This window comes from Gemmatimonadales bacterium (assembly GCA_030697825.1).
Lineage (GTDB): Bacteria > Gemmatimonadota > Gemmatimonadetes > Gemmatimonadales > JACORV01 > JACORV01.
Genome location: JAUYOW010000049.1, coordinates 47,910 through 68,620 on the forward strand (window position 1 = coordinate 47,910; position 20,711 = coordinate 68,620).

At 68.9% G+C, this 20,711-nt stretch carries 21 protein-coding genes and 1 tRNA gene; 14 read left to right on the forward strand and 8 right to left on the reverse strand.

The genetic code is table 11. The features are described from left to right. Positions 1–3 precede the first annotated feature (3 nt). From Q8Q85_02225 to dapF, 14 genes are all read left to right on the forward strand, one after another. Complete coding sequence (locus tag Q8Q85_02225) at positions 4–1,665, forward strand: CTP synthase (GenBank protein ID MDP3773063.1); 1,662 nt, start codon at positions 4–6, stop codon at positions 1,663–1,665. Between the two features lies 1 nt (position 1,666). Then, entirely contained in the window at positions 1,667–2,482 is an 816-nt protein-coding gene (gene kdsA / locus Q8Q85_02230) for a 3-deoxy-8-phosphooctulonate synthase (GenBank protein ID MDP3773064.1), read from the forward strand. Continuing rightward, entirely contained in the window at positions 2,479–3,033 is a 555-nt protein-coding gene (locus Q8Q85_02235) for an HAD hydrolase family protein (GenBank protein ID MDP3773065.1), read from the forward strand. Before kdsA ends, Q8Q85_02235 begins: the two co-directional genes overlap by 4 nt. Next, a complete protein-coding gene (locus tag Q8Q85_02240) occupies positions 3,017–3,997 on the forward strand; it encodes a KpsF/GutQ family sugar-phosphate isomerase (GenBank protein MDP3773066.1) in 981 nt (326 codons plus the stop codon). The genes Q8Q85_02235 and Q8Q85_02240 overlap by 17 nt, the downstream gene beginning before the upstream one ends. Before the next feature lie 107 nt (positions 3,998–4,104). Continuing rightward, complete coding sequence (gene lptC, locus Q8Q85_02245; protein ID MDP3773067.1) at positions 4,105–4,608, forward strand: LPS export ABC transporter periplasmic protein LptC; 504 nt, start codon at positions 4,105–4,107, stop codon at positions 4,606–4,608. Position 4,609: 1 nt separating this feature from the next. Continuing rightward, the gene (locus tag Q8Q85_02250) at positions 4,610–5,986 is read left to right on the forward strand and encodes a hypothetical protein (GenBank protein ID MDP3773068.1); all 1,377 of its coding nucleotides are present in this window, start codon (positions 4,610–4,612) and stop codon (positions 5,984–5,986) included. A gap of 452 nt (positions 5,987–6,438) precedes the next feature. Continuing rightward, positions 6,439–7,182 carry an LPS export ABC transporter ATP-binding protein gene (gene lptB / locus Q8Q85_02255; GenBank protein ID MDP3773069.1) on the forward strand — a complete coding sequence of 248 codons (744 nt, stop codon included), beginning with the start codon at positions 6,439–6,441 and terminating at the stop codon, positions 7,180–7,182. Next, positions 7,179–8,642: an RNA polymerase factor sigma-54 gene (rpoN, locus tag Q8Q85_02260; protein ID MDP3773070.1), complete on the forward strand. Its 1,464-nt coding sequence runs from the start codon at positions 7,179–7,181 to the stop codon at positions 8,640–8,642. The genes lptB and rpoN overlap by 4 nt, the downstream gene beginning before the upstream one ends. After that, positions 8,639–9,613 (forward strand): glycosyltransferase family 2 protein, encoded by a 975-nt coding sequence (locus Q8Q85_02265; protein MDP3773071.1) that lies wholly within the window; start codon positions 8,639–8,641, stop codon positions 9,611–9,613. The genes rpoN and Q8Q85_02265 overlap by 4 nt, the downstream gene beginning before the upstream one ends. Before the next feature lie 6 nt (positions 9,614–9,619). Next, positions 9,620–10,816: a glycosyltransferase gene (locus Q8Q85_02270; protein ID MDP3773072.1), complete on the forward strand. Its 1,197-nt coding sequence runs from the start codon at positions 9,620–9,622 to the stop codon at positions 10,814–10,816. After that, positions 10,813–11,727, forward strand: coding sequence for a lysylphosphatidylglycerol synthase domain-containing protein (locus Q8Q85_02275; GenBank protein MDP3773073.1), 915 nt, complete (start codon positions 10,813–10,815; stop codon positions 11,725–11,727). Before Q8Q85_02270 ends, Q8Q85_02275 begins: the two co-directional genes overlap by 4 nt. Further along, complete coding sequence (locus tag Q8Q85_02280; GenBank protein ID MDP3773074.1) at positions 11,717–14,116, forward strand: hypothetical protein; 2,400 nt, start codon at positions 11,717–11,719, stop codon at positions 14,114–14,116. The genes Q8Q85_02275 and Q8Q85_02280 overlap by 11 nt, the downstream gene beginning before the upstream one ends. Next, positions 14,106–14,831: a polyprenol monophosphomannose synthase gene (locus Q8Q85_02285; protein ID MDP3773075.1), complete on the forward strand. Its 726-nt coding sequence runs from the start codon at positions 14,106–14,108 to the stop codon at positions 14,829–14,831. Before Q8Q85_02280 ends, Q8Q85_02285 begins: the two co-directional genes overlap by 11 nt. Further along, positions 14,828–15,676 carry a diaminopimelate epimerase gene (dapF, locus tag Q8Q85_02290; GenBank protein ID MDP3773076.1) on the forward strand — a complete coding sequence of 283 codons (849 nt, stop codon included), beginning with the start codon at positions 14,828–14,830 and terminating at the stop codon, positions 15,674–15,676. The genes Q8Q85_02285 and dapF overlap by 4 nt, the downstream gene beginning before the upstream one ends. 166 nt (positions 15,677–15,842) lie before the next feature. On the opposite strand, the gene Q8Q85_02295 is transcribed toward dapF, so the two are convergent. The 8 genes from Q8Q85_02295 to Q8Q85_02330 all read right to left on the reverse strand — a co-directional run bounded on the left by Q8Q85_02295 (position 15,843) and on the right by Q8Q85_02330 (position 20,709). Further along, positions 15,843–16,547, reverse strand: a complete 705-nt coding sequence (locus Q8Q85_02295; GenBank protein MDP3773077.1) for a hypothetical protein — start codon at positions 16,545–16,547, stop codon at positions 15,843–15,845. Positions 16,548–16,589: 42 nt separating this feature from the next. After that, positions 16,590–16,664, reverse strand: a tRNA-Arg gene (locus Q8Q85_02300). 57 nt (positions 16,665–16,721) lie between these two features. Continuing rightward, positions 16,722–17,249 (reverse strand): adenine phosphoribosyltransferase, encoded by a 528-nt coding sequence (locus Q8Q85_02305; protein MDP3773078.1) that lies wholly within the window; start codon positions 17,247–17,249, stop codon positions 16,722–16,724. Positions 17,250–17,559: 310 nt separating this feature from the next. Further along, entirely contained in the window at positions 17,560–18,237 is a 678-nt protein-coding gene (locus Q8Q85_02310; GenBank protein MDP3773079.1) for a DedA family protein, read from the reverse strand. Then, positions 18,230–18,880 (reverse strand): protein-L-isoaspartate(D-aspartate) O-methyltransferase, encoded by a 651-nt coding sequence (locus tag Q8Q85_02315; protein ID MDP3773080.1) that lies wholly within the window; start codon positions 18,878–18,880, stop codon positions 18,230–18,232. The genes Q8Q85_02310 and Q8Q85_02315 overlap by 8 nt, the downstream gene beginning before the upstream one ends. A gap of 2 nt (positions 18,881–18,882) precedes the next feature. Then, entirely contained in the window at positions 18,883–19,632 is a 750-nt protein-coding gene (surE, locus tag Q8Q85_02320; protein MDP3773081.1) for a 5'/3'-nucleotidase SurE, read from the reverse strand. Beyond that, positions 19,629–20,327, reverse strand: a complete 699-nt coding sequence (locus Q8Q85_02325) for a glycosyltransferase family 2 protein (protein MDP3773082.1) — start codon at positions 20,325–20,327, stop codon at positions 19,629–19,631. Before Q8Q85_02325 ends, surE begins: the two co-directional genes overlap by 4 nt. After that, the gene (locus Q8Q85_02330; protein MDP3773083.1) at positions 20,320–20,709 is read right to left on the reverse strand and encodes a MerR family transcriptional regulator; all 390 of its coding nucleotides are present in this window, start codon (positions 20,707–20,709) and stop codon (positions 20,320–20,322) included. The genes Q8Q85_02325 and Q8Q85_02330 overlap by 8 nt, the downstream gene beginning before the upstream one ends. Positions 20,710–20,711 lie beyond the last annotated feature (2 nt).

Consider the following 20,711-nt stretch of genomic DNA (forward strand, 5'->3'; position numbering starts at 1 on the left):
ACGATGCAGCATTCGACCAAGTTCGTGTTCGTGACCGGCGGCGTAGTGTCTTCCCTCGGGAAAGGCATCGCCGCCGCGTCGCTGGGGCGCCTTCTCACCGAGCGCGGCCTGCGCGTCACCATTCAGAAGTTCGATCCCTACATCAACGTGGACCCGGGGACGATGTCCCCGTTCCAGCACGGCGAGGTCTACGTCACCGACGACGGCGCTGAAACCGACCTCGACCTCGGCCACTACGAACGCTTCATCGACCGCTCCCTCTCCCAGGCCAACAACATCACCACCGGACGCATCTACCAGAGCGTCATTACGAAGGAACGCCGCGGCGAGTACCTCGGCTCCACCGTGCAGGTCATCCCCCACATCACCGACGAGATCAAGGGCGCCATCCGCCGCCTCGCGCCCGATCATGACGTGGTCATCACCGAGATCGGCGGCACGGTGGGCGACATCGAGTCGCTGCCCTTCCTCGAGGCGATCCGGCAGTTCCGCCAGGAAGTCGGCCGTGACAACGCGCTCTTCATCCACCTCACCCTCGTCCCCTTCATCGCCGCCACCGCCGAGCTCAAGACCAAGCCCACCCAGCACTCCGTCCGCGAGCTGATGGAGATCGGGATCCAGCCCGACATCCTCATCGCGCGGTGCGAGCGCCCGCTCCCCGAGGAGCTGCGCCGCAAGATCGCCCTCTTCTGCAACGTGGACTTCGGGTGCGTGATCGAGTCCCCGGACGTCGAGACGATCTACGACATCCCGCTGCGGTTCAGCGAGCAGGGACTCGACCGCGAGGTCTGCCAGCGGCTGCGCCTCGACGCGCCGGAGCCGGATCTTCGCAAGTGGCGCGAGATGGTCGAGAAGATCCTGCACCCCGCCGATCGCGTGAGGGTAGCGGTCGTGGGCAAGTACACCGAACTGCAAGACGCCTATAAGTCGGTGAGGGAAGCGCTCATCCACGGCGGCATCGCCAACGACGTCGGCGTGACGATCGACTGGGTCTCGAGCGACCGCTTCACCGATCCCGATGCCGCGACCGCGATCCTCGCTCCGTACGACGCGCTCCTCATCCCCGGCGGGTTCGGAGTGCGGGGGATCGAAGGGATGACGCAGGCGGCCCAGGCCGCGCGGCGGGACAAGCTCCCGTTCTTCGGGATCTGCCTTGGAATGCAGGTGCAGATCATCGAGTTCGCGCGGAACGTGTGCGGCATCGGGGACGCGAACTCATCGGAGTTCGAGGCCGAATGCGGAAATCCGGTGGTCTCGCTGCTGCCCTCCCAGCGCAACGTCGAGGACCTGGGCGGCACGATGCGCCTGGGCGCGTACGCGTGCAAGCTTCGCTCCGGCTCGCGGGTCGCCAAGATCTACGGCGCGTCGGAGACGAGCGAGCGGCACCGCCACCGCTACGAGGTGGACAACGGCTATCGCGATCAGCTCGCCGAGCACGGGCTGCGCCTCACCGGACTCTCGCCCGACGGGTCGCTGGTCGAGATGATCGAGCTGCCTGACCATCCGTGGTATGTGGGCTGCCAGTTCCACCCCGAGCTGAAGTCGCGGCCCACCCGGCCGCATCCGCTCTTCGCGAGCTTCATCGCGGCGGCGTTCGACGTGCGCCGGCGCCGTGGCGAGACCGCAGCCGAGCGGGCGACTCCCCTGGCGGAGGTCTCGCGATAGCGTGGAGCACCCAGCGCCGTTCGGGCCGGGCCCGTTCCTGATAGCGGGCCCGTGTGTTCTGGAGGATGACCGCTTGAACCTCGCGGTCGCCGAGCGCCTCGCGGAGCTGGGGCGCCGCCTTGCGCTGCCGATCATCTACAAGGCCTCCTTCGACAAGGCGAACCGCTCCCGCCTCGGCGCCACCCGGGGGCCCGGCATGGACGAGGGACTGAGGGCGCTCGAGCGGGTACGCACGCAGAGCGGACTGCCGGTGCTGACGGACGTGCACGACGCCTCCCAAGTGCCCACTGCCGCCGAGGTCGCGGACGTGCTCCAGATCCCGGCCTTCCTCTGCCGCCAGACCGATCTGCTCGTGGCGGCGGGCCGCGCGGGGAAACCGGTGAACGTGAAGAAAGGCCAGTGGATGTCCGCCGAGGGGATGTCGGGCGCGGTCGAGAAGATCCGGAGCGGCGGCGCGCCGAGCGTCGCCGTGACCGAGCGCGGGAGCTTCTTCGGCTACGGCGACCTGGTCGTGGACATGCGGAACTTCGCGCGGCTCCGCGACGCGTGTAGCGCCCCTGTGATCTTCGATGCCACGCACAGCGTCCAGCAGCCGGGGCGCGGCGCGGATGGCGCGAGCGGCGGGCTCCGCGAGTTCATCCCGCCGCTGCTATTCGCCGCCGCGGCCGCCGGCGCCGACGGATTCTTCCTCGAGACGCACCCCGACCCTGACCACGCTCCCTCCGACGGCCCCAACATGATCCGCCTCGATGCGCTGCCCGAGTTGCTCGTCGCCGCGCTCGACGTGTGGCGCGCGGCGAGAGGGAACCACGGATGATCGAGCTCGCGGTCGCCGGTCGCATCAAGCTGATCGGTTTCGACGTGGACGGCACGCTGACCGACGGCGGGCTCTACATCGGCGCTGCCGGCGGGCAGCCAGTGGAGCTCAAGCGGTTCGACATCCAGGACGGCCTGGGCGTGAAGCTGCTGACGCGGGCCGGGTTGCTTACCGCCGTGGTGACCGCCCGTGCCGGCGAGGCCGCGCGGATACGCTCTTCGGAGATGGGCGTGGACGAGTTCGTGATCTCAGGGGGCCACAAGCTGCCGGCCTTCGAGGCGATCCTCCAGAAGCGGCAGGTGCGCTGGGAAGAGGTGTGCTTCATCGGCGACGACCTGCCCGACCTGCCCATCCTCCGTCAGGTGGGGCTGCCGGTGGCCGTGGCCGACGCGTGCAAAGAGGTGAAGGAGGCGGCGCGCTACACGACCGCGGCCGGCGGCGGGCACGGCGCGGTCCGCGAGCTGGCCGAGACCTTCCTCAAGGCGCGCGGCGTATGGAACGAAGTGGTGCGAGCGTACCTCAGGGAGCGGGGCGATGTCACCGCACGCTGACGGACGCGAGGCTGCGCTGCGCCGCGGGCGCCAAGTGCTCGAGCAGGAGGCGGGCGCCGTGGCCGCGCTCGCGTCACGGCTCGACGGCCGCTTCGGCGACGCCGTGGAGCTCCTCAAGGCGTGCACCGGCCGGGTCGTGGTCTCGGGCGTGGGGAAGTCCGGCGTCATCGCGCGGAAGATCGCGGCGACGCTCACTTCGACGGGGACACCCGCGACGTTCCTTCACCCGGTGGACAGCGTTCACGGTGACCTGGGGATCGTGGGCCGCGGCGACGCCGCGATCGTCCTCTCCAAGAGCGGGGAGACCGAGGAGCTGCTCGAGCTGGTGTCGCACCTCAAGCGGCTGGGCACGCCGGTCGTCGCGCTCATCGGGAACCTCGATTCCACGCTCGCGCGCCACGCGGACGTCGCGCTCGACGCAGCGGTGGACGCCGAGGCCTGCCCCTTCGACCTCGCCCCTACCACCAGCACCACGGTCGCCGTCGCCCTGGGAGACGCGCTCGCCGTCGCCCTCTTCGAGGCCAAGGGTTTCCGCGCCGAGGACTTCGCCCGGCTGCATCCGGGCGGGGCGCTCGGCCGCAAGCTCCTCATCCTCGTGAGTGACGTGATGGTCAGGGAGAACGTGCCGGCTCTCGGCCCCGACGCGCCGATGCGGGAGTGTGTGATCCTGCTCGCCGAACGGCGGGGGACCGTCGCGGTCGTGGACGGGCAGCGCAAGGTGATCGGCGTGGTGACCGCGGGCGACCTCACCCGGCTCATGGAGAAGGAGTCGAGCTTCCTCGACGTCCCGGTCCGCGGGGTGATGACGCGAACTCCAAAGGTGGCCAAGGCGGGCGAGCTGGGCGGCGCGGTGGTCTTCCGGATGGAGCAGCACGGGATCATGGCGATGCCGGTGGTGGACGGGGATGGCGTGCTACAGGGGATCGTGCACTTGCACGACTTGATGCGGGCGGGGGCAGCGTGAATAGCGGGCACGGGCGCACGGGCGCACCGCCGCACAGGCGTACCGCCGCACCGCCGCACCGGTGGGCGGCGCTTTGGCTTGCCGTGCGCCTGTGCGCCTGTGCGGCTGTGCCCGCTTGCTCCGGCCGAGGCCGCGACATCGTCGCCCAGGTCGAGCAGGCCGCCGACTCCGCCGACCAGCTCATGATCGGTCTCACCCAGTACCTGACCTCGGAGGGCGTGCGGCAGGCCAAGCTCGAGGCCGACTCGGCGTTCATCTACGAGAACAGCGGCCGGGTGGACCTCAAGACGATCAGGGTCACTTTCTTCACTGTGAACGGGGTCCAGACATCGGTGCTGACGGCGCGGGGCGGGCTCTACAACCTGCGCAGCGGCCAGATGGAGGCGCGCGGGAACTGCGTGGTCGTGATGACCAACGGGGCGCGGCTCACCAGCGAAGTGCTGCGCTACGACCAGACGAAGAACGAGGTGAGCACCGACCAGCACTTCGTGTACGACGCGGCTGACCGCCACATCGTGGGCGACGGGTTCGTGTCGGATCCGTCGTTCTCGAACATCATCACCCAACGCCCGCGCGGCACGGCGGGCCGCTTCACGCTGCCGGGCCAGTGAGATGCGCACCCCATGCTGGTTCGCGGTGCTCGCGCTGGCAGCTGTTCCCGCGGTCGCCTTGGCGCAGCAGCAGGCCCAGCCCTGCGTGGTGGACATCGATTCCGTCGGCCACTTGGCGAACTTCGTGAAGCAACCCACGGGCCAGTTCCACGTCTTCGCGGGGGGCGGGGTGCTCGCCCACTGCCGCGACCAGTCCACCACGATGAGCGCGGACTCGTTCGCCTGGTTCGCCGACCGCGGCGAGCTGCGTCTGCTGCGTCGGGTCCACTTCAGCGACAGCACCGGGTTCCTCGACGCCGACCGGCTGACCTACTGGGTGCGGCAGGAAAGGCTCGTGGCTCAGGGAAACGTCTACACCCGCAACCTCAAATCGAACTCGGACCTGCGCGGACCCAACCTGGACTACTACCGTGCCGTGCCGCCGATCCGAGACACCGTGGAGCTGGTCGCGACCGGGCGACCGACCATCCACTTCTACGCGCAGCGGGACTCCGCGTCCGGCGACAGCGCCAAGCCCTTCGTCATCGTCGCCGACCGGGTCCGAATGCGCGGGAACGAGCGGATGTGGGGCGGGGGGCGCGTCACCATCGACCGGACGGGCCTCGCGGCGCGGGGCGATTCGGCGTCGCTCGATCTGGGCGGCAACGCGGGATTCCTGCTGGGCGATCCGGAGCTGCGCGATTCCGTCGGCGGACGCCATGCCATGACGGGCCGCCGGATCGACTTCGACCTCACGCAGGAGCACGAGGTTCGCCGGGTGGTCTCCCAGGGGGATGCGAACGCGCAGGGCCCCGACTGGGTGCTTCGCGGCGACACGCTCGACGTCGCGGTGGACAGCGGCGTGGTCCAGCGCGCGCAGGCCTGGGGGCGGCCGGGCCGCGCCACCGCGACGTCCGGGCTCAACACGATCGTCGCCGATTCCCTCGACATCCACATGCCCGAGCAGGTCGTGCGTCTCGTCTGGGCCTACGGCCGCGGGCAGGCGACCTCCAAGACCGACTCGACGGTACAGGAGAGCGACTGGCTCGCCGGCGACACCCTGCGCGCCGACTTCGCGGTGCGCGATTCCGCGGTGCGCCGCGATTCGGAGCTGGAGCACTTGACCGCGTTCGGATCGGCGCGGGCGTACTACCACACCAGCAACGACCGGGACCCGGGAGGCGAGCGCGGGATCAACTACTCGCGCGGCCGCCGGATCGACATCGCGATGCGCGCGAAGAGGGTGCGCACGGTGGACGTGGTCGGGCAGGTGGACGGGCTCTACCTCGAGCCGATCCCGCGCGCCGCCGCGCCCTCCGACACCACCCGGCCTGATACCGCGGCCGTACCGCGCCCGCCGTCGCCGCGCGCCCCCACGGGACGGCCGACCAGACCATGACCGCCGACCAGTTGATCGCCCAGTTGCAGACGCGCGACCCGTCGGTGTGTCTCGCGGTGGCCGCGCTCCTCAAGTGCGTGGACGCGGCGGGCGCCACCCGGTTCGGCCAGGTCGCGGTCGCGTACCGGGAGGACTACCTCGCCGCGCTCCGCGTCGCCGCGGGCGAGGCGGGTCGGCCGGACCCCGGGACGCTCTCAGTGGACGAGGTCCGCCGGCACCTCGCGACGTCGGTGCTGCCCCGGCTCGCTACCGAGGGGATCCTCGAAGAGCCGCTTCGCGGCTGGACCGACGAGACCACCGCGCAGTTCCGGCCGGCGGTGTGGGAGCTGCTGGGCGTCTCCTCCGAAACGCGCCAGGCTCTACTCGATGCCGCCTCGCTGGGCATGATCACGCACTCCACCGGTGAGCGCGCGGCCCGACGCGAGGCGGTGGCGCCGGAATCCGCGAGCCGGCTGGAGGGGACGGGGCTCACCAAGACGTACGGCGGCCGCCGCGTCGTCGACGGCGTGGATGTCCGCCTCTCACAGGGCGAGATCGTGGGACTCCTGGGCCCGAACGGGGCGGGGAAGACCACCACCTTCTACATGCTCGTCGGGCTCGTGAAGCCGCAGGAAGGGCGGATCCTCCTCGACGGCGAGGAGATCAGCGCCCTGCCGATGTACCAGCGCGCCCGCCGCGGCATCGGGTACCTCGCGCAGGAACCGTCGGTCTTCCGGAAGCTGACCGTCGAGGAGAACCTCATGGCGATCCTCGAGACCCTCCCCATCGACCACGGGGAACGCCTTCGCCGCCTCGAGAGGCTGCTCGACGAGCTGTCCATCCGGCACCTGAGACGCAGCAGGGCGTACTCGCTCTCCGGCGGAGAACGCCGCCGGCTCGAGATCACTCGCGCCCTGGTCACGCACCCCAAGTTCATGCTGCTCGACGAACCGTTCTCGGGCGTGGACCCCATCGCCGTACACGACATCCAGACCATCGTGGCCGGTCTCAGGCACAAGGGGATCGGCGTCCTCATCACCGACCACAACGTCGAGCAGACGCTCGACATCGTCGACCGCGCGTACATCATGTTCGAGGGCCGCGTGCAGGTGGCCGGCACGGTCCGCGAGCTGGTCTTCAACGACCGCGTCGCCGAGCTGTACCTCGGCCCGACCCTGACCGCGCGCCTCAGGGCCCGGCTCTCGCCCGCGGCATGAACATCAGAGCCGGACTCGGCCAGCACGCCGTCCTCAGGCAGGACCTGAGGATCAATCCACGCCTCTACCAGGCGATGGATCTCCTCTACATGCCGTTGCTCGACCTCCAGCAGCACCTCAAGCAGGAGCTGCTGATCAATCCGTTCCTCGAGTTGCTGGAGCCGGAAGAGGAGGAAGAGACGCCGACCGCGACCGCCGCGGAACAACGGGAGCTCGTCAAGACCGGCGACAGCACGGCCACCAACTGGGAAGACATCCTGCTCGACGGCTTCGACGACGGCGGCTGGCGAGAGGATACCGAGACACGCGAGTACCGCGAGCCCGTCACCGTGCAGTCCTCAGACCTCTCAGACCACCTGCGCGAGCAGGTGCAGATGCTGGAGCTCTCCGACCGCCAGCGCCTCCTCGCCGAAGAGTTCATCGGGAACATCGCCGACGACGGGTACCTGACCACGACGCTCGAGGACGTGGTGCGGTGCGCGAACGAGATGCTGGAGGAGTACGCCGGCGAGCGCCCCGACGCGGTGCGCCCCGAGCCCTACACGATCGAGGAAGCTGAAGCGCTGCTCGGGACGATCCTCGCCCTGGACCCGCCCGGCGTGGGCGCCCGGGACCTGCGCGAATGCCTGATGCTCCAGCTGCGCGAGAAGCGCCAGACCGACACCTTGCCGTACCGCCTGCTCAGCGAGGCGTACGACGACCTGATCGCTCACCGCTGGAGCGACCTCGCCAAGCGTCTCGGCCTGGACGCGGGGCAGGTCCAGGACGCGGCCGACGAGATCGCCAAGCTCGACCCGAAGCCGGGGCTGCGGTACAGCGCCTCGGGGGGCGACTACATCATCCCCGACCTCGTCGTCGAGAAGATAGATGGCGCCTACCGAGTCTACCTCAACGACACCAACCTGCCGCGCCTCAGGCTCTCCCGGGCCTACCGGGAGGTCGCGCGGGACAAGAAGAAGTTCGTGGGAGAGAACCGGGAGTTCATCACCCAGCGGCTCAACAGCGCACAGTGGATGATCCAGGCCATCGAGCAGCGCCGGCAGACCATGCTCAAGGTGATGAACTTCATCGTGGACCGGCAGCACGACTTCCTCGAGAAGGGGATCGAGCACCTGAGGCCCCTCACGCTCCGCGAGGTGGCCGAGGTCATCAACATGCACGAGAGCACGGTCAGCCGCGTGACCAACGAGAAGTTCGTCCAGACCCCGCGCGGCGTACTGCCGCTCAAGTTCTTCTTCTCCAGCGCCCTCTCCACGACGACCGGCGAGGACGCGAGTGCCCGCGCCATCAAGGCCCAGACCCAGAAGCTGGTGGACGAGGAGGACGCCCTGGAGCCGCTCACGGACCAGCAGATCGTGCAGAAGCTGCGCGAGCGCGGCGTAAGGATTGCGCGCCGCACCGTCGCCAAGTACCGCGACCAGCTCGGCATCCTCTCGGCGCGCATGCGAAAGCGCATATGAGCCTCGCCGACGGCAAGGGCCCGGTGGACGTGAGCGTCCTGGTCCCGGCCAAGGACGAGGCCGAGAACCTGCCCGAGTTCGTCCGCCAGGCGGCCGCTGCCTTCAAGGACGCGCCGTTCACGGCCGAGGTCGTCGTGGTGGACGACGGGAGCTCGGACGCCACCGCGCAGGTGCTCCAGGACCTCGCGGCGCACCACCCTTTCCTTCGCTACGAGCGGCACCGCACCCGGCTCGGCATCACGGAGGCGCTGCGCACCGCCGGGAACGCGGCCCGCGGGGGTGTTTTCGTGTTCTATCCCGCCGACCTCCAGTTCCTGCCGGCGGAGATCCCCGCGCTCGTGGCGCCGATCCTCGCCGGTGAGGCGGACCTCGTCACCGGCGCGAAACAGGGCCAGTACGAGAAGGCGTTCGTCTCCGGGATCTACAACCGGCTCTGCCGCGCCCTGTTCGGCGTGAACGTCACCGACCTGAACTCGGTCAAGGCGTATCGCCGCGAGATAATGAACGCCGTGCCGGTCCGCCCCGACTGGCATCGCTTCTTCGCGGTGATCGCGAGCGCCCAGGGATACCGCCTGGCCGAGCGGCCGGTGACGCTCCACCAGCGCCGCGCCGGCAACAGCAAGTTCGGCCTGGGCCGGATCCCGATCGGCGCGATGGACCTGCTGTCGGTCTGGTTCCAACTCCGTTTCGGCCGCAAGCCGATGCTGTTCTTCGGCGTGTCGGGAACGCTCCTCTTCCTGCTCGGCTTCCTCGTGGGAGTCGCCGCGCTGGTGCTCCGGTTCGGGTTCGGCATCGGCTTCCGCCCGCTCCTCAACCTCATCGAGGTCCTCGTCATCTCGGGGATCGCCCTCTTCGGCTTCGGATTCATCGGCGAGCTGCTCGCGGGCCAGCGGGAGGAGGTGCGCGAGCTGGGCCGCGCGCTCCAGGGCCTCAACGACGAGTTGTCGCGCCGGCGCCGGGACGAGCGTTAGCGACCCATGCGGCTGGTGATGGTGGCGCATTCGTTCCCGCGTAGCGAGACCGACGTCGCGGGCGCGTTCCTGTGGCGATTCGCGGAGGCGCTGGTGGACCGCGGGCACCGGGTGCTGGTGATCGCGCCTGCCGACCGGGGCGAGATCGGGCCGCCGGTGCTGGGCCGCGTGGACGTGCGCCGAGTGCGCTATGCGTCGCCGGCGCGCGAGATACTGGCCTATCAGGGAACGATGCACCGCCTGAGCGGCGCCTCGCCGCTCGCTGCGCTGGCATTCCTGCGAATGGTGCGCGCGTTGAGCCGCGCGGTCACGGACGAATGCCGCGGCGGCGACGTCAACCTGGTGCATGCGCACTGGTGGGTGCCCGGTGGGCTCGCGGCGAGCCTGTCCGACCGTCGCGGCAGGCCGCTCGTCGTCACGATGCACGGGACCGACGTGGCGCTGGCGCGGAAGGTCCCCGGCGCACGGCGTGCCATGGGCGCGGTCCTCCGCCGTGCCGCGGCCGTAACCGCCGTGTCGTCGTACCTCGCGGATGAGGCCGCCGCGGCTTCGGGCAAGCCTCGCGAGTCGATCGCCGTCACCCCGATGCCATTGCTCCCAGCGCTTCCTGCCATGAACCAGGCACAGGTGCCGAGCGGCGTCGTTTTCGTCGGGCGGCTCACCCGGCAGAAATGCGTTCACGATCTCCTGGACGCGCTGGCGATCCTGAAGAAGGGCGGCCTTCCGCTCTACCTCACCGTAGTCGGCGACGGACCCGAGCGCGCGGCCCTCAAGGCGCAGGCACTGGCGCTCGGCGTCCCGGTCGTCTTCACCGGCTTCGTGGCGCCGGAACACGTCGCCGGACAGGTCGCGGGCAAGAGACTGCTGGTGCTGCCGTCGGTCAACGAGGGGCTGGGCCTCGTCGTCGCCGAGGCGCTCACCCTCGGCGTACCGGTCGTGGCCACGCGCTCGGGGGGGATCCCGGACCTCCTCACCGATCCCGAAGCCGGGTTGCTGGTCCCGCCGTCCGATCCGACGGCCCTCGCGGCCGCCATCAAGACGCTCGCCACCGACGACCGCTTTCTGGCCGGCGCCAAGGCCGCGGGACGGGCGCTGGCCGATCGGCTCTCCCCGGCGCGCGTGGCGGAGGGCTTCGAAGAAGTGTACCTGCGGGCACGGGGCGGTCGGCGCGGCAGCGCGGGCGCCGTAAAGGTCGCCGAGTGATGCGACGGCTCTGGCTGGTGGTCCAGTGGGCGCTCGTCGCGGCGGTCGCCTGGTTCGTCGTGAAGTCGGTGGCGCACAATTGGGCGGAGATCCGCGATTCCGGTTCCGTGGTCCACTTCGACCTCGGCGCGCTCGCGGCCGCGGCGGGCATCATCCTCGCCACCTACGCTCTGCTCATCGGCGCCTGGCGCGCGGTGCTCGTGGGCTGGGGCGAGCGACTTCGGTATCCGGTCGCGGCTCGCATCTGGTGCCTGTCGAACCTCGCCCGCTACGTGCCCGGCCGCGTCTGGCAGATCGCCGGCATGGCGGCGCTGGCACAGAAGGCTGGCATCACGCCGTGGGCGGCCGTGGGCTCCGCTATCATCGTCCAACTCCTGGCGATAGCGACCGGGGCGATGGTGACCGGCCTCGCCGCGCCACAGGCGGAGCATCCGATGTGGGTGGCGGCGAGCGGCGTCATCGCCCTGCTGGCCGCACTCACGCTCACCTGGGAACGGATGACCGCCATCTTCTCCAGATGGCTCAGCGCCGCGCTCGGCCGCCCGTTCGAGCTGCGGCCCGTGGGGAAGGGGGCCCTGCTCCTCTCGGCCGCCGTCACCACGCTCGCCTGGCTGGCATACGGCCTCGCGCTCTACCTCTGCACCGCCGCGCTGCTCGGACGCGCGGCCCTCGACCTCCGGACCGCGATCGGTGTATTCACCGGGAGCTACGTCCTCGGTCTTATTGCCGTCATGACGCCCGGTGGACTCGGCATCCGCGAGGGCGCCCTCTTGTTCTGGCTGACGGGACCGCTGGGACCGGCCGGGGCGGTAGTCGTCACGATCGGCTCGCGGCTCCTCATGACCGCGGCGGAGCTGCTGGCCGCGCTCATCACTCTACCTCTCACCACGCGAAGCCCCGATGGCACGTAAGCCGCTACCGCCCGGCGCCGATACGTTCACGCCGCGCCACGCGACCCTGATCGCCCTGGCATTCCTCACGGCCTGGGTCCTGGTGCTCTGCCTGCCCATGCTCTCAGGGAAGTTCCTGGTCGGCCCCGACAGCGACCAGATCTGGACCGGCGTCCCGTTCCGGTGGTTCGGCGCCAACGAGTGGCGCCGCACCGGAGAGGTCCCGCTCTGGAATCCCTACATGTTCGGCGGGCTGCCGTTCGTCGGCGCGATGCACGGCGACATTTTCTATCCCACCGCGTGGCTCCGCCTATTCCTGCCAATCGATATCGTGATGAACCTCGGCTTCGCCGTACACCTCGTGCTGGCCGGTTTCTTCGCCTACCTGTTCTTCCGCGCGCTCGAGATCAGCTGGACCGGCTCGCTAGTCGGCGGACTCGCGTACCAGCTCACCGGCGTAGTGGCCACGCTGGTCCATCCGGGGCACGACGGCAAGCTCTTCGTGTCGGCGTGGATGCCGCTCGTCCTGCTGGGGCTCGTCGTAGGAGTGAGAAGACAGCGGATGGAAGGCTACGGCATCCTCGCGCTCGCCGTGGGCATGGGGATCATCAGTCCACACATCCAGATGATGCAGTACACGCTCGTCTTCGCCGGCCTCTTCACCCTGTACCTCGCCTTCTGGAGCGAGGACAGGCCGGAAGGGGGGAAGCGCTGGCTGGCGTTGGGACTCGCCCTGGGCGCCGTGGTGCTGGGCTTCGGCGCCGCGATGATCCAGCTGTGGCCGTTCATCCAATATATGCCGTATGCCGCGCGCAGCGCCGGCGCGCAGGGTTGGGCGTACGCGACATCGTGGTCCATGCCGCCCGCGAACATCGTGGACTGGCTGGTGCCCGACTTCACCGGCATCCTGCGCAGGTACTGGGGCGAAAACGCGGTGAAGTACCACTCGGAGTACCTCGGCGCCGCGACGCTGGTCCTGGCCGCCGTCGGCATCGGGAACAAGGAACGGCGCCGGCTCCTCTGGTTCGCGGGCGGCGCTTTGCTCCTGTTCCTGCTGGTGAGCCTTGGCGGTCACACGCCGTTCTACCGGCTCTGGTACGCGCTGGTCCCCGGTGTGAAGGTCACGCGCGCAGCCGGCATGGCGTTCTTCATCCCCGCGTTCATCGTCGCTATGGTCGCCGCGATGGGCGTCGAGCGCCTGGAGCGGGGCGAGGGTGTTAGGACCCTCTACGGCTGGCTCGTCGGGGCCGGGGCGCTGCTCCTCCTCGGCGTGAGCGGCGCGCTGGGCGGCATGGCCGCCGGTTGGGCGGATCCCCAGAAGGTGGACCTCGCCCGGCAGAACGCCGGCGCGATCACCTTCAGCGCCGTGAGATCGGCGGTGTTCGCCGCGGCGACTGCCGGCATCGCGCTCGCCGCGCTGCGCGGCAAGCTGCGCGGCAAGCTGCGCGGCTTCGGCCTCGCGCTCGCTCTGGCGCTAGCCGTCGGGCTCGACCTCTTCATCAACGACCGCCGTTTCTTCGAGTACTCGCCGCGCGTGACCGAGCTGTATGCCGATGACGCGGTGACGTTGCGTCTCAAGCAGACGCCCGCGCCCTTCCGCGTGCTCGACCCCGGCATCTATCCCACCGCGTACCTGATGGCGAAGGGCGTATCCAACGTTCTCGGCCACCACGGCAACGAGCTCGACGCCTACGACAACTTGCTCGGCGGCAAGAACGTCTGGCAGAACCTGTACCCGCACGATCCGCGCGGACCGGCCGCCTCCGACTTCGCCGCGCCCAGTCGCACCCTCTGGTCGCTGCTCGCGGTCCGCTTCGTCATCCTGCCGGATACGATCAGCATCCCCGGGTTCCACTCTGTCTTCGGGGGCGCACCGGCGGTCACGGCTCGAGGCCAGCAGATATACTTGTACGAGAGGGACACCGTGCCGCGATACGCGCGGCTCGTCCCAGCGGCCGCCAAGCTGCCCGACGACCGGATTGTCCCCACGCTCCTGGATCCTCGCCTCGACCCGGATCGAGTTCTGCTACTGCCCGACGACGCACCCGTCGAGGTGCCGCGAATAGACTCGCTGCCGCCCGCGATCGCCAATCGCGCCGAAGTGACCTCGTGGCATCCCGGCGCCATGACGATCACGCTCGAGCACCCCGCGGAGTCGGACGCGTATCTGCTGGTGAGCGAGAATTGGTATCCCGACTGGCAAGCCACGGTGGACGGCAGGCCCGCCATCGTGCTGCGGGGAGATTACACGTTCATCAGCGTGCCGGTCGCGCGAGGGGCGAGGGAGATTCGCCTGGAGGTGTCTCGCGACCGCTATCGCCAGGGTGCGCTCATGACGTCCGCCTCGCTGGCCGGGATCCTCGGGTGGATAGGGCTGCCGCTGCTCCTCAGGAGGCGTCGTGCCGTCTGAGCGCGCGCTCGTCATCATCCCGACCTACAACGAGCACCAGAACCTCCCCAAGCTGGTGCCGCAGATCCTCGAGCAGGACCCGCGAATCGAGGTGCTGGTCGTGGACGACAACTCGCCCGACGGTACCGGCGAGCTGGCCGACGCGCTGGCTTCGGCCGAGCCGCGGGTGCACGTGCTGCACCGCGGCGGGAAGCAGGGCCTCGGCACGGCTTACGTGACCGGGTTCCGGTGGGCCATCGAGCGCGGGTTCGACTACGTGTTCGAGATGGACGCGGACTTCTCCCACGACCCGAAACACCTGCCCATCTTCCTCGCCGAAATCAGCGATGCAGACCTGGTGATAGGGTCGCGGTACCTCGACAAGCGCGTCACCGTCGTGAACTGGCCGATGACGCGACTGCTCCTCTCGTACTTCGCCAACGTGTACGCGCGCTGGGTGACGGGGCTGAAGCTCTGGGACTCGACGGGCGGCTTCAAGTGCTACCGCAGGCGGGTGCTCGAGGCAGTGGACCTCGACCGCGTCCGCTCCAACGGCTATTCATTCCAGATCGAGATGTCGTTCCGGGCCTGGCGGAAAGGGTTCCGCCTGAAGGAGATCACCATCCTGTTCACCGACCGAAGCCTCGGCCACAGCAAGATGTCCCGCGGCATCATCTGGGAGGCGGTCTGGATGGTGTGGCGGCTTCGATGGTGGGCTCTGGCGGGGCGGGTATGAGACCTGGCACCGTCTTCTACAAGATGTCAGGCTCCGGCAACGACTTTGTGATGTTCGACGGACGGTATGCCTACCTCGCGGAGCTGACGGCCCCGACCATCCGCGCGCTCTGCGACCGCCGGCACGGAGTCGGCGCCGACGGCGTGATCCTGCTGGACCCGGGGGCTCCGGCGGGCGTCCACTTCGCGTTCCACTTCTGGAACAGCGACGGGTCGCCGGGCCCGATGTGCGGGAACGGGGCCCTTTGCGCCGTTCGCCTGGCCACGACCATCGAGCTGGCTCCCACGACCGACGACGTACGCTTCGTCACGCCGGTAGGAACGCACCGTGGCCGAGTGATTGGAGGGGAGTCCGAGATCTTCTTCCCCGATTGCGAGATGCCCCGGCCCGTCACAGTGCCCACAGCCGAAGGGGAGCGGACCCCAATGGCCTGCAACCCGTCGGTACCGCACCTGATTCTCTTCGTGGACGACGTGAACCAGATTCCGCTGGAAACCCGTGGCCCGCCGCTCCGGCACCACCCGGTTCTCGGTCCCGGAGGCGCCAACGTCAACTGGGTCGCGCCGGCGGGGGACGGGTCCTTCCGTATGAGGACCTTCGAGCGCGGCGTCGAGGGCGAGACGCTGTCCTGCGGCACGGGGGCCGTAGCGTGCGCCTTGGCACTGGAGGAGCAGGGACTCGCCAAGCCGCCGGTGAGGATCTGGACCCGGAGCGGCATGCCGCTAGAAGTGACTTGGGAGCTTAACAAGCGTGGAGCCACGTCGATACGGCTCCGCGGCGAGGGGCGACTGGTCTTCCGCGGCATCGTTGGCGACATTCCAACCGGCGGTCCTACAAAGGCTTAGCCGTAGGTTTGCTGTTTTCCACCTCTTTCAACACTGCAATTTAACATAACATATCTTATACGAAGTGGCGGATAGGTGCACGGAAGGTGCGAAAACACTGCCCGGCTCCTCGTTCAGGCGCCTGGGCCGGCGTCGCTTTTAGAGCACTTGGCGGGTGTGATCCCGGTCAGCCGGCCCTCGGCCGAAGACCCTGTCCGCGACGAGTCTTGGGCGGCGGCGGGACCGTTCCGCCAATCTCGGCCATCCGCACCCGGGCTTCCGCGGCCTGGTCGAGCTCGGCGTACTTCTCCAACACCTCGGCGAGGGCGGTGCGCGCTCCGGCGGTGTCACCGGCGACGGCCAAAGCCCGGCCGGCGTCGATCAGGTACTGGGCCTTGAGGAAGTCGAGCGGTGCGGCCGCAGCAGCTTGGCGGTAAGCCTCCCCCGCCTCCCTTGGCTTGTTTTCGTCCTCCAGGCCTCCACCCAACAACCCGTACGCCGACGCCTTCATGTAATCCGGATGGCGGGCACCCACGAACTCCTGAAGCGCGGCCACCGCACTGTCTCGTTGACCCTGAAGGAGCCGGATCTGGTTGAGCAGGATGAACGCCTCGTCGGCCGCCCTGGTGCCCCCGAACCTCTGGACGACTCCCGCGAGATCCCGTGCGGCGAGCGGCAGGTTCCCCGATTCGGCGCTGGATCGGGCGCTCGTCAGCGCCTGCGACGCAAACGCTTCCTTGCGCTGTGAGGAGACGACGTACAGCCAGCTGCCGCCGCCGATCGCGGCCACCAGTCCGGCGCCGATCGCCAGCTTCCGCGCGTTCTCCTTGGCCCAAGCCTCCCAATCCTGCTGGGCCACAGATACCGTCGAACCAGTCACCGGTGCCGTCATCGTCACCCTTCGATCGCCATGAGAAGTCCGGATGCCCTGCCATGCCCCTGGGGTGACTCGAACACCCGGCCAACGGTTTAGGAAACCGCTGCTCTATCCAAGCTGAGCTACAGGGGCGTAGCCTTTAAACGTCGCTACGAGATGCCCCTTTCTCAAGGCGCCTGTCGCGGCTTCCTACGGCCGAGGGTATCGAAGGACGGAGTGCACCGGCGTCCCGCCCAGCCTTCCCCTTCCCCCGAGGTCCGCCAGCTCGATGAGAAAGCTGAACGCCGCGATAGTCGCGCCTCCCATGGACACGAGCTGGGCAGCTGCTGCAGCCGTTCCTCCCGTCGCCAGTACGTCATCGACCACCGCGACACGATCTCCCGGGGCAAGCGAGTCCGAGTGCATTTCCAGTGCGTCCTGGCCGTACTCGAGGTCGTAGTCTATCCGGTGGGTGCCGGATGGGAGCTTGCCTGGCTTCCGAACCAGCACGAGCCCCGCGCCCAGTGCCAGTGCTACGGGCGAACCGAGGATGAACCCTCGGGACTCGATTGCCACCACGCGATTCACGTTCAGGGCTCGGAGGGGTGCCGTCAGCAAGCAGACCGCCTCATCGAGCGCACGGCTTTCGAGCAGCAGGGGCGTGATGTCCCTGAAGAGGATGCCAGCCTTGGGGAAGTCGGGGACGTCGCGAATCAAGCCGTACAGAGTTTCCGACATGAAGTCTTCTCACAGTGTGTGAACGAGGTGTCCTTAGTGCTTGATCTTAAACGACTTGGACTCCACAGACTGATGTGGAACTTCGTCCCGGATGATTCCCGTGATCCGGGCACCAGGGGGTCCCTTCGCCAAGATCGCGTCAAGCTGGCTCAGGGATTTGGAGGAAGCCAGTCCCACCACCTCCACCGCTCCGTCCTCGGTGTTCCTGACCCAACCTCGAACTCCCAGCGCCTGGGCCTGATCGAGAACGTACCATCGGAAGCCGACGCCCTGGACCCTGCCCTCGATCACCCAGCGGCGGCCTACCGGCTCAGCGCCCTCCGCCACCCGTCCCTCCGCTGTCCGGCGCCGGTCCATCCCCGCCCCGCCGTGTCCGGTGCCAAACAACATATGCGACCACCACGACCACTGTTAGCGGCACCATCAGGAGGATCGCCCGGTGAGCATAGTCCCGGAACAGCTCCCGGCGCAGCTCGCTGGTGAGACCGCTTCCCGCCTTCCCAATGACCCAGCCGACTGCCAGAAGGACCAGGCACCAGATCGCCGCTCCGGCCGACGTATAGGCGAAGAACCGGTCGAGCCGCATGCGGGCGAGGCCCGCCGGAATGGAGATGAGGTGCCTGATGACCGGGAACAGGCGCCCAACGAACGTGGCGATCTCGCCGTGGCGCGCGAAGAACCGCTCGGTGCGCTCCAGCGACCGCTCGCTCAGCAACACCCACCTCCCGTATCGCACGAACACCCATCGGCCGAGCCGACTCGACACCCAGTAGTTGGCGTACGCGCCGATCACGCTTCCAACTGTACCAGAAAGGAGCGCCAGCCAGAGGTTCATTTCTCCCTTGAATGCCAGGTAGCCGGCGGGAGGCATCACCAACTCGGACGGGACCGGCAGCACCGACGACTCCATGGCCATGAGGACGACGATTCCTCCGTAGCCCAGCCTGCCGATCGTGTCCACGAGCCACAAGCTGAACTGTTCAAGCATCGAAGCCGTGCCTGCCGAGCAGGGGGACGAACCGGGCGTCGGTGAGGGGGGTCGCGACCGGCGTTCCATTCGCGCCGACGGTCACCAGGGTCAGCACCTGGTTCGCTCGATCACCGAGCGGGAGCAGCATCCGCCCTCCGGGACCGAGCTGCTCCAGGAGCGGGGCCGGCACCTCAGGCGACGCCGCGGCCACCACCATCGCGTCGTACGGCGCGTACGCGCGCCAGCCCAGCGTCCCGTCGCCTACGAGCAGGGAGACGTTGCTCACGCCGGCAGCGGCGAGTGCCGCCCGAGCCCGTGCCGCCAGGCTCGCCACGCGCTCGATCGAGAAGACCTGCCCCGCCACCAGCGCGAGCAACGCGGTCTGGTAGCCGGAGCCCGTGCCCACCTCGAGGACCTTCTCGCGCCCGGTAAGCTTCAGCGCCTCCAGCGCCCGTGCCTGGGTGGACGGCTGGCTGATGGTCTGGCCGTTGCCGATGGGGAGCGAGGTGTCCTGGTACGCCTGCCTCAGCATCGCCGGCGGGACGAAAACGTGGCGCGGGACTTCCCCGATGGCGCGCAGGACGGAAAGATCTCGGACGCCCGTCTTCCTCACAGCTTCCACGAGTTGCGCCCGATAGCCGGCGTAAGAATCGCGGGGCACCTCTACCCTCCCAGTTTCCAGGACCGGACGGACTCCAGGTGCGAATAGCTGGTGAGGTCGAGGTGCAGCGGCGTCACTGAGACGTGGCCGTCGTGGATCGCCTGAAAGTCCGAGTTCGCTCCGCCGGTCCAGTTGAGGTGGCCGCCGCCGATCCAGTAGATCTCGCGGCCCCACGGGTCCTTCATCTTCGTGAGGGATTCGGAGTACACGCGGCTGCCGAGCGTCGTCACCCTCACGCCCTTCACCTGGTCGGAGGGGATGGGAGGAAGGTTGACGTTGAGCAACGTGTCCCGGGGGAACGGCGTCACGGCGAAGATGCTCCGGAGCAGCGCTCCGACTCGCTCATGGTACGCGGGGAGCAGGTCGAGGTCACTGCCGGCCAGCGACAGCGCGACGCCGGGGATCCCGAGCGAAAGTCCTTCCATCGCGGCGGCGACCGTACCCGAATAGAGGACATCCTCCCCCATGTTGGGGCCGTGGTTTATCCCCGAAACGACAAAGTCAGGCCGCTCGCCGATCAGCGCGCCGAGCGCGAGGAGAACGCAGTCGGTCGGGGTGCCGTCCACCTGCCAGCGGTTGGGGCCGCGCAGCGTGGGCCTGAGCGGCTTGAAGAGCGTGAGCGAATGGCTGGTGGCGCTCTGCTCCCGGTCGGGGGCTACGCACACCACTTCGCCCAGGCCGGCGCAGATCTCGCTCGAGATCTCCAACCCGCGCGCCTGGATGCCGTCGTCGTTGGTGCAGAGGATTCTCATGTCGGGGGTGGCCCTGCCAGGATGCTGCGCCAGTGGCGGAGGAACACGGCGGCGAGCGCCACCGAGTCGGAGCCGTAGCGGAAGTGGCTCGGGGCGCCGTCGTACACCGTCGGGACTCCGATGGCGGCAATGCGGAAACCCCGCGCCGCGGCGAGGAACAGGAACTCGGTCTCGTACTCGTAGCGCCGGCCGTCGGGCCGCACGTCGCGCGCCACCGCGGCACTCATGGCGCGGAAGCCGGACTGCGAGTCCGGCACGCTGCTGCCGACGGCGCGGGACAGCAGCGTGCTGGAGAGCCAGTTGGTGGCCCGGCGGCCCGCCGGCATCAGCCGGGGATCACGGCGCCGTGCCCCGACCACCAGGTCTGCCTCGCCCGCGCGTACCGGGGCCAGTAGCGCGGGGATCGACGCGGGAGGGTGCTGGCCGTCGGCATCGCACGTGACGATCTCCTTCGCGCCCCTCGCGAGCGCTCCTTCCAGTCCGGTAGCGAGCGCGCGTCCCTTGCCCAGGTTGGCGGGGTGACACAGGACTTCCGCCCCGGCAGCGCGCGCCACGCCGGCGGTCGCGTCGTCCGAGCCGTCGTCCACGACGAGCACCGCGGCCTCCGGAGCCGCTCGCCGGGCGTCGGCCACCACCTGAGCGAGCGTCCGCGCGGCGCGGTAGGCCGGGATCACCACCGCCACGGAGCTACTCACTCGGCGGCTCGGCGCGCGGCGCCGGCTTCTCACCGTTGAGGATGCGAAGCACGTTCTCCAGCTCCGCTTTCAGGTCGCGGACCATCTCCGCCGCGAGTGCCTCGTGCGCCACCGGCTTGAGCTCGCCGGTGCGGCGGAAGTGCTCGATGCGCTGGCGCGCCCCTTCGATCGTGTACTTCTCGGTGTACAGCAGGTGCTTGACGAGCATGATCAGCTCGATCTCGCGCCGCTGGTAAACGCGGTTGCCGGACCGGTTCTTGGCCGGATTGAGGAACCGGAACTGGCTCTCCCAGTAACGCAGCACGTGCGGCTTGAGGTCGGTGAGAGTGCAGACCTCTCCGATCGAGAAGAACTCCTGCACGGGAACAGGGCCGGCCGCCATCC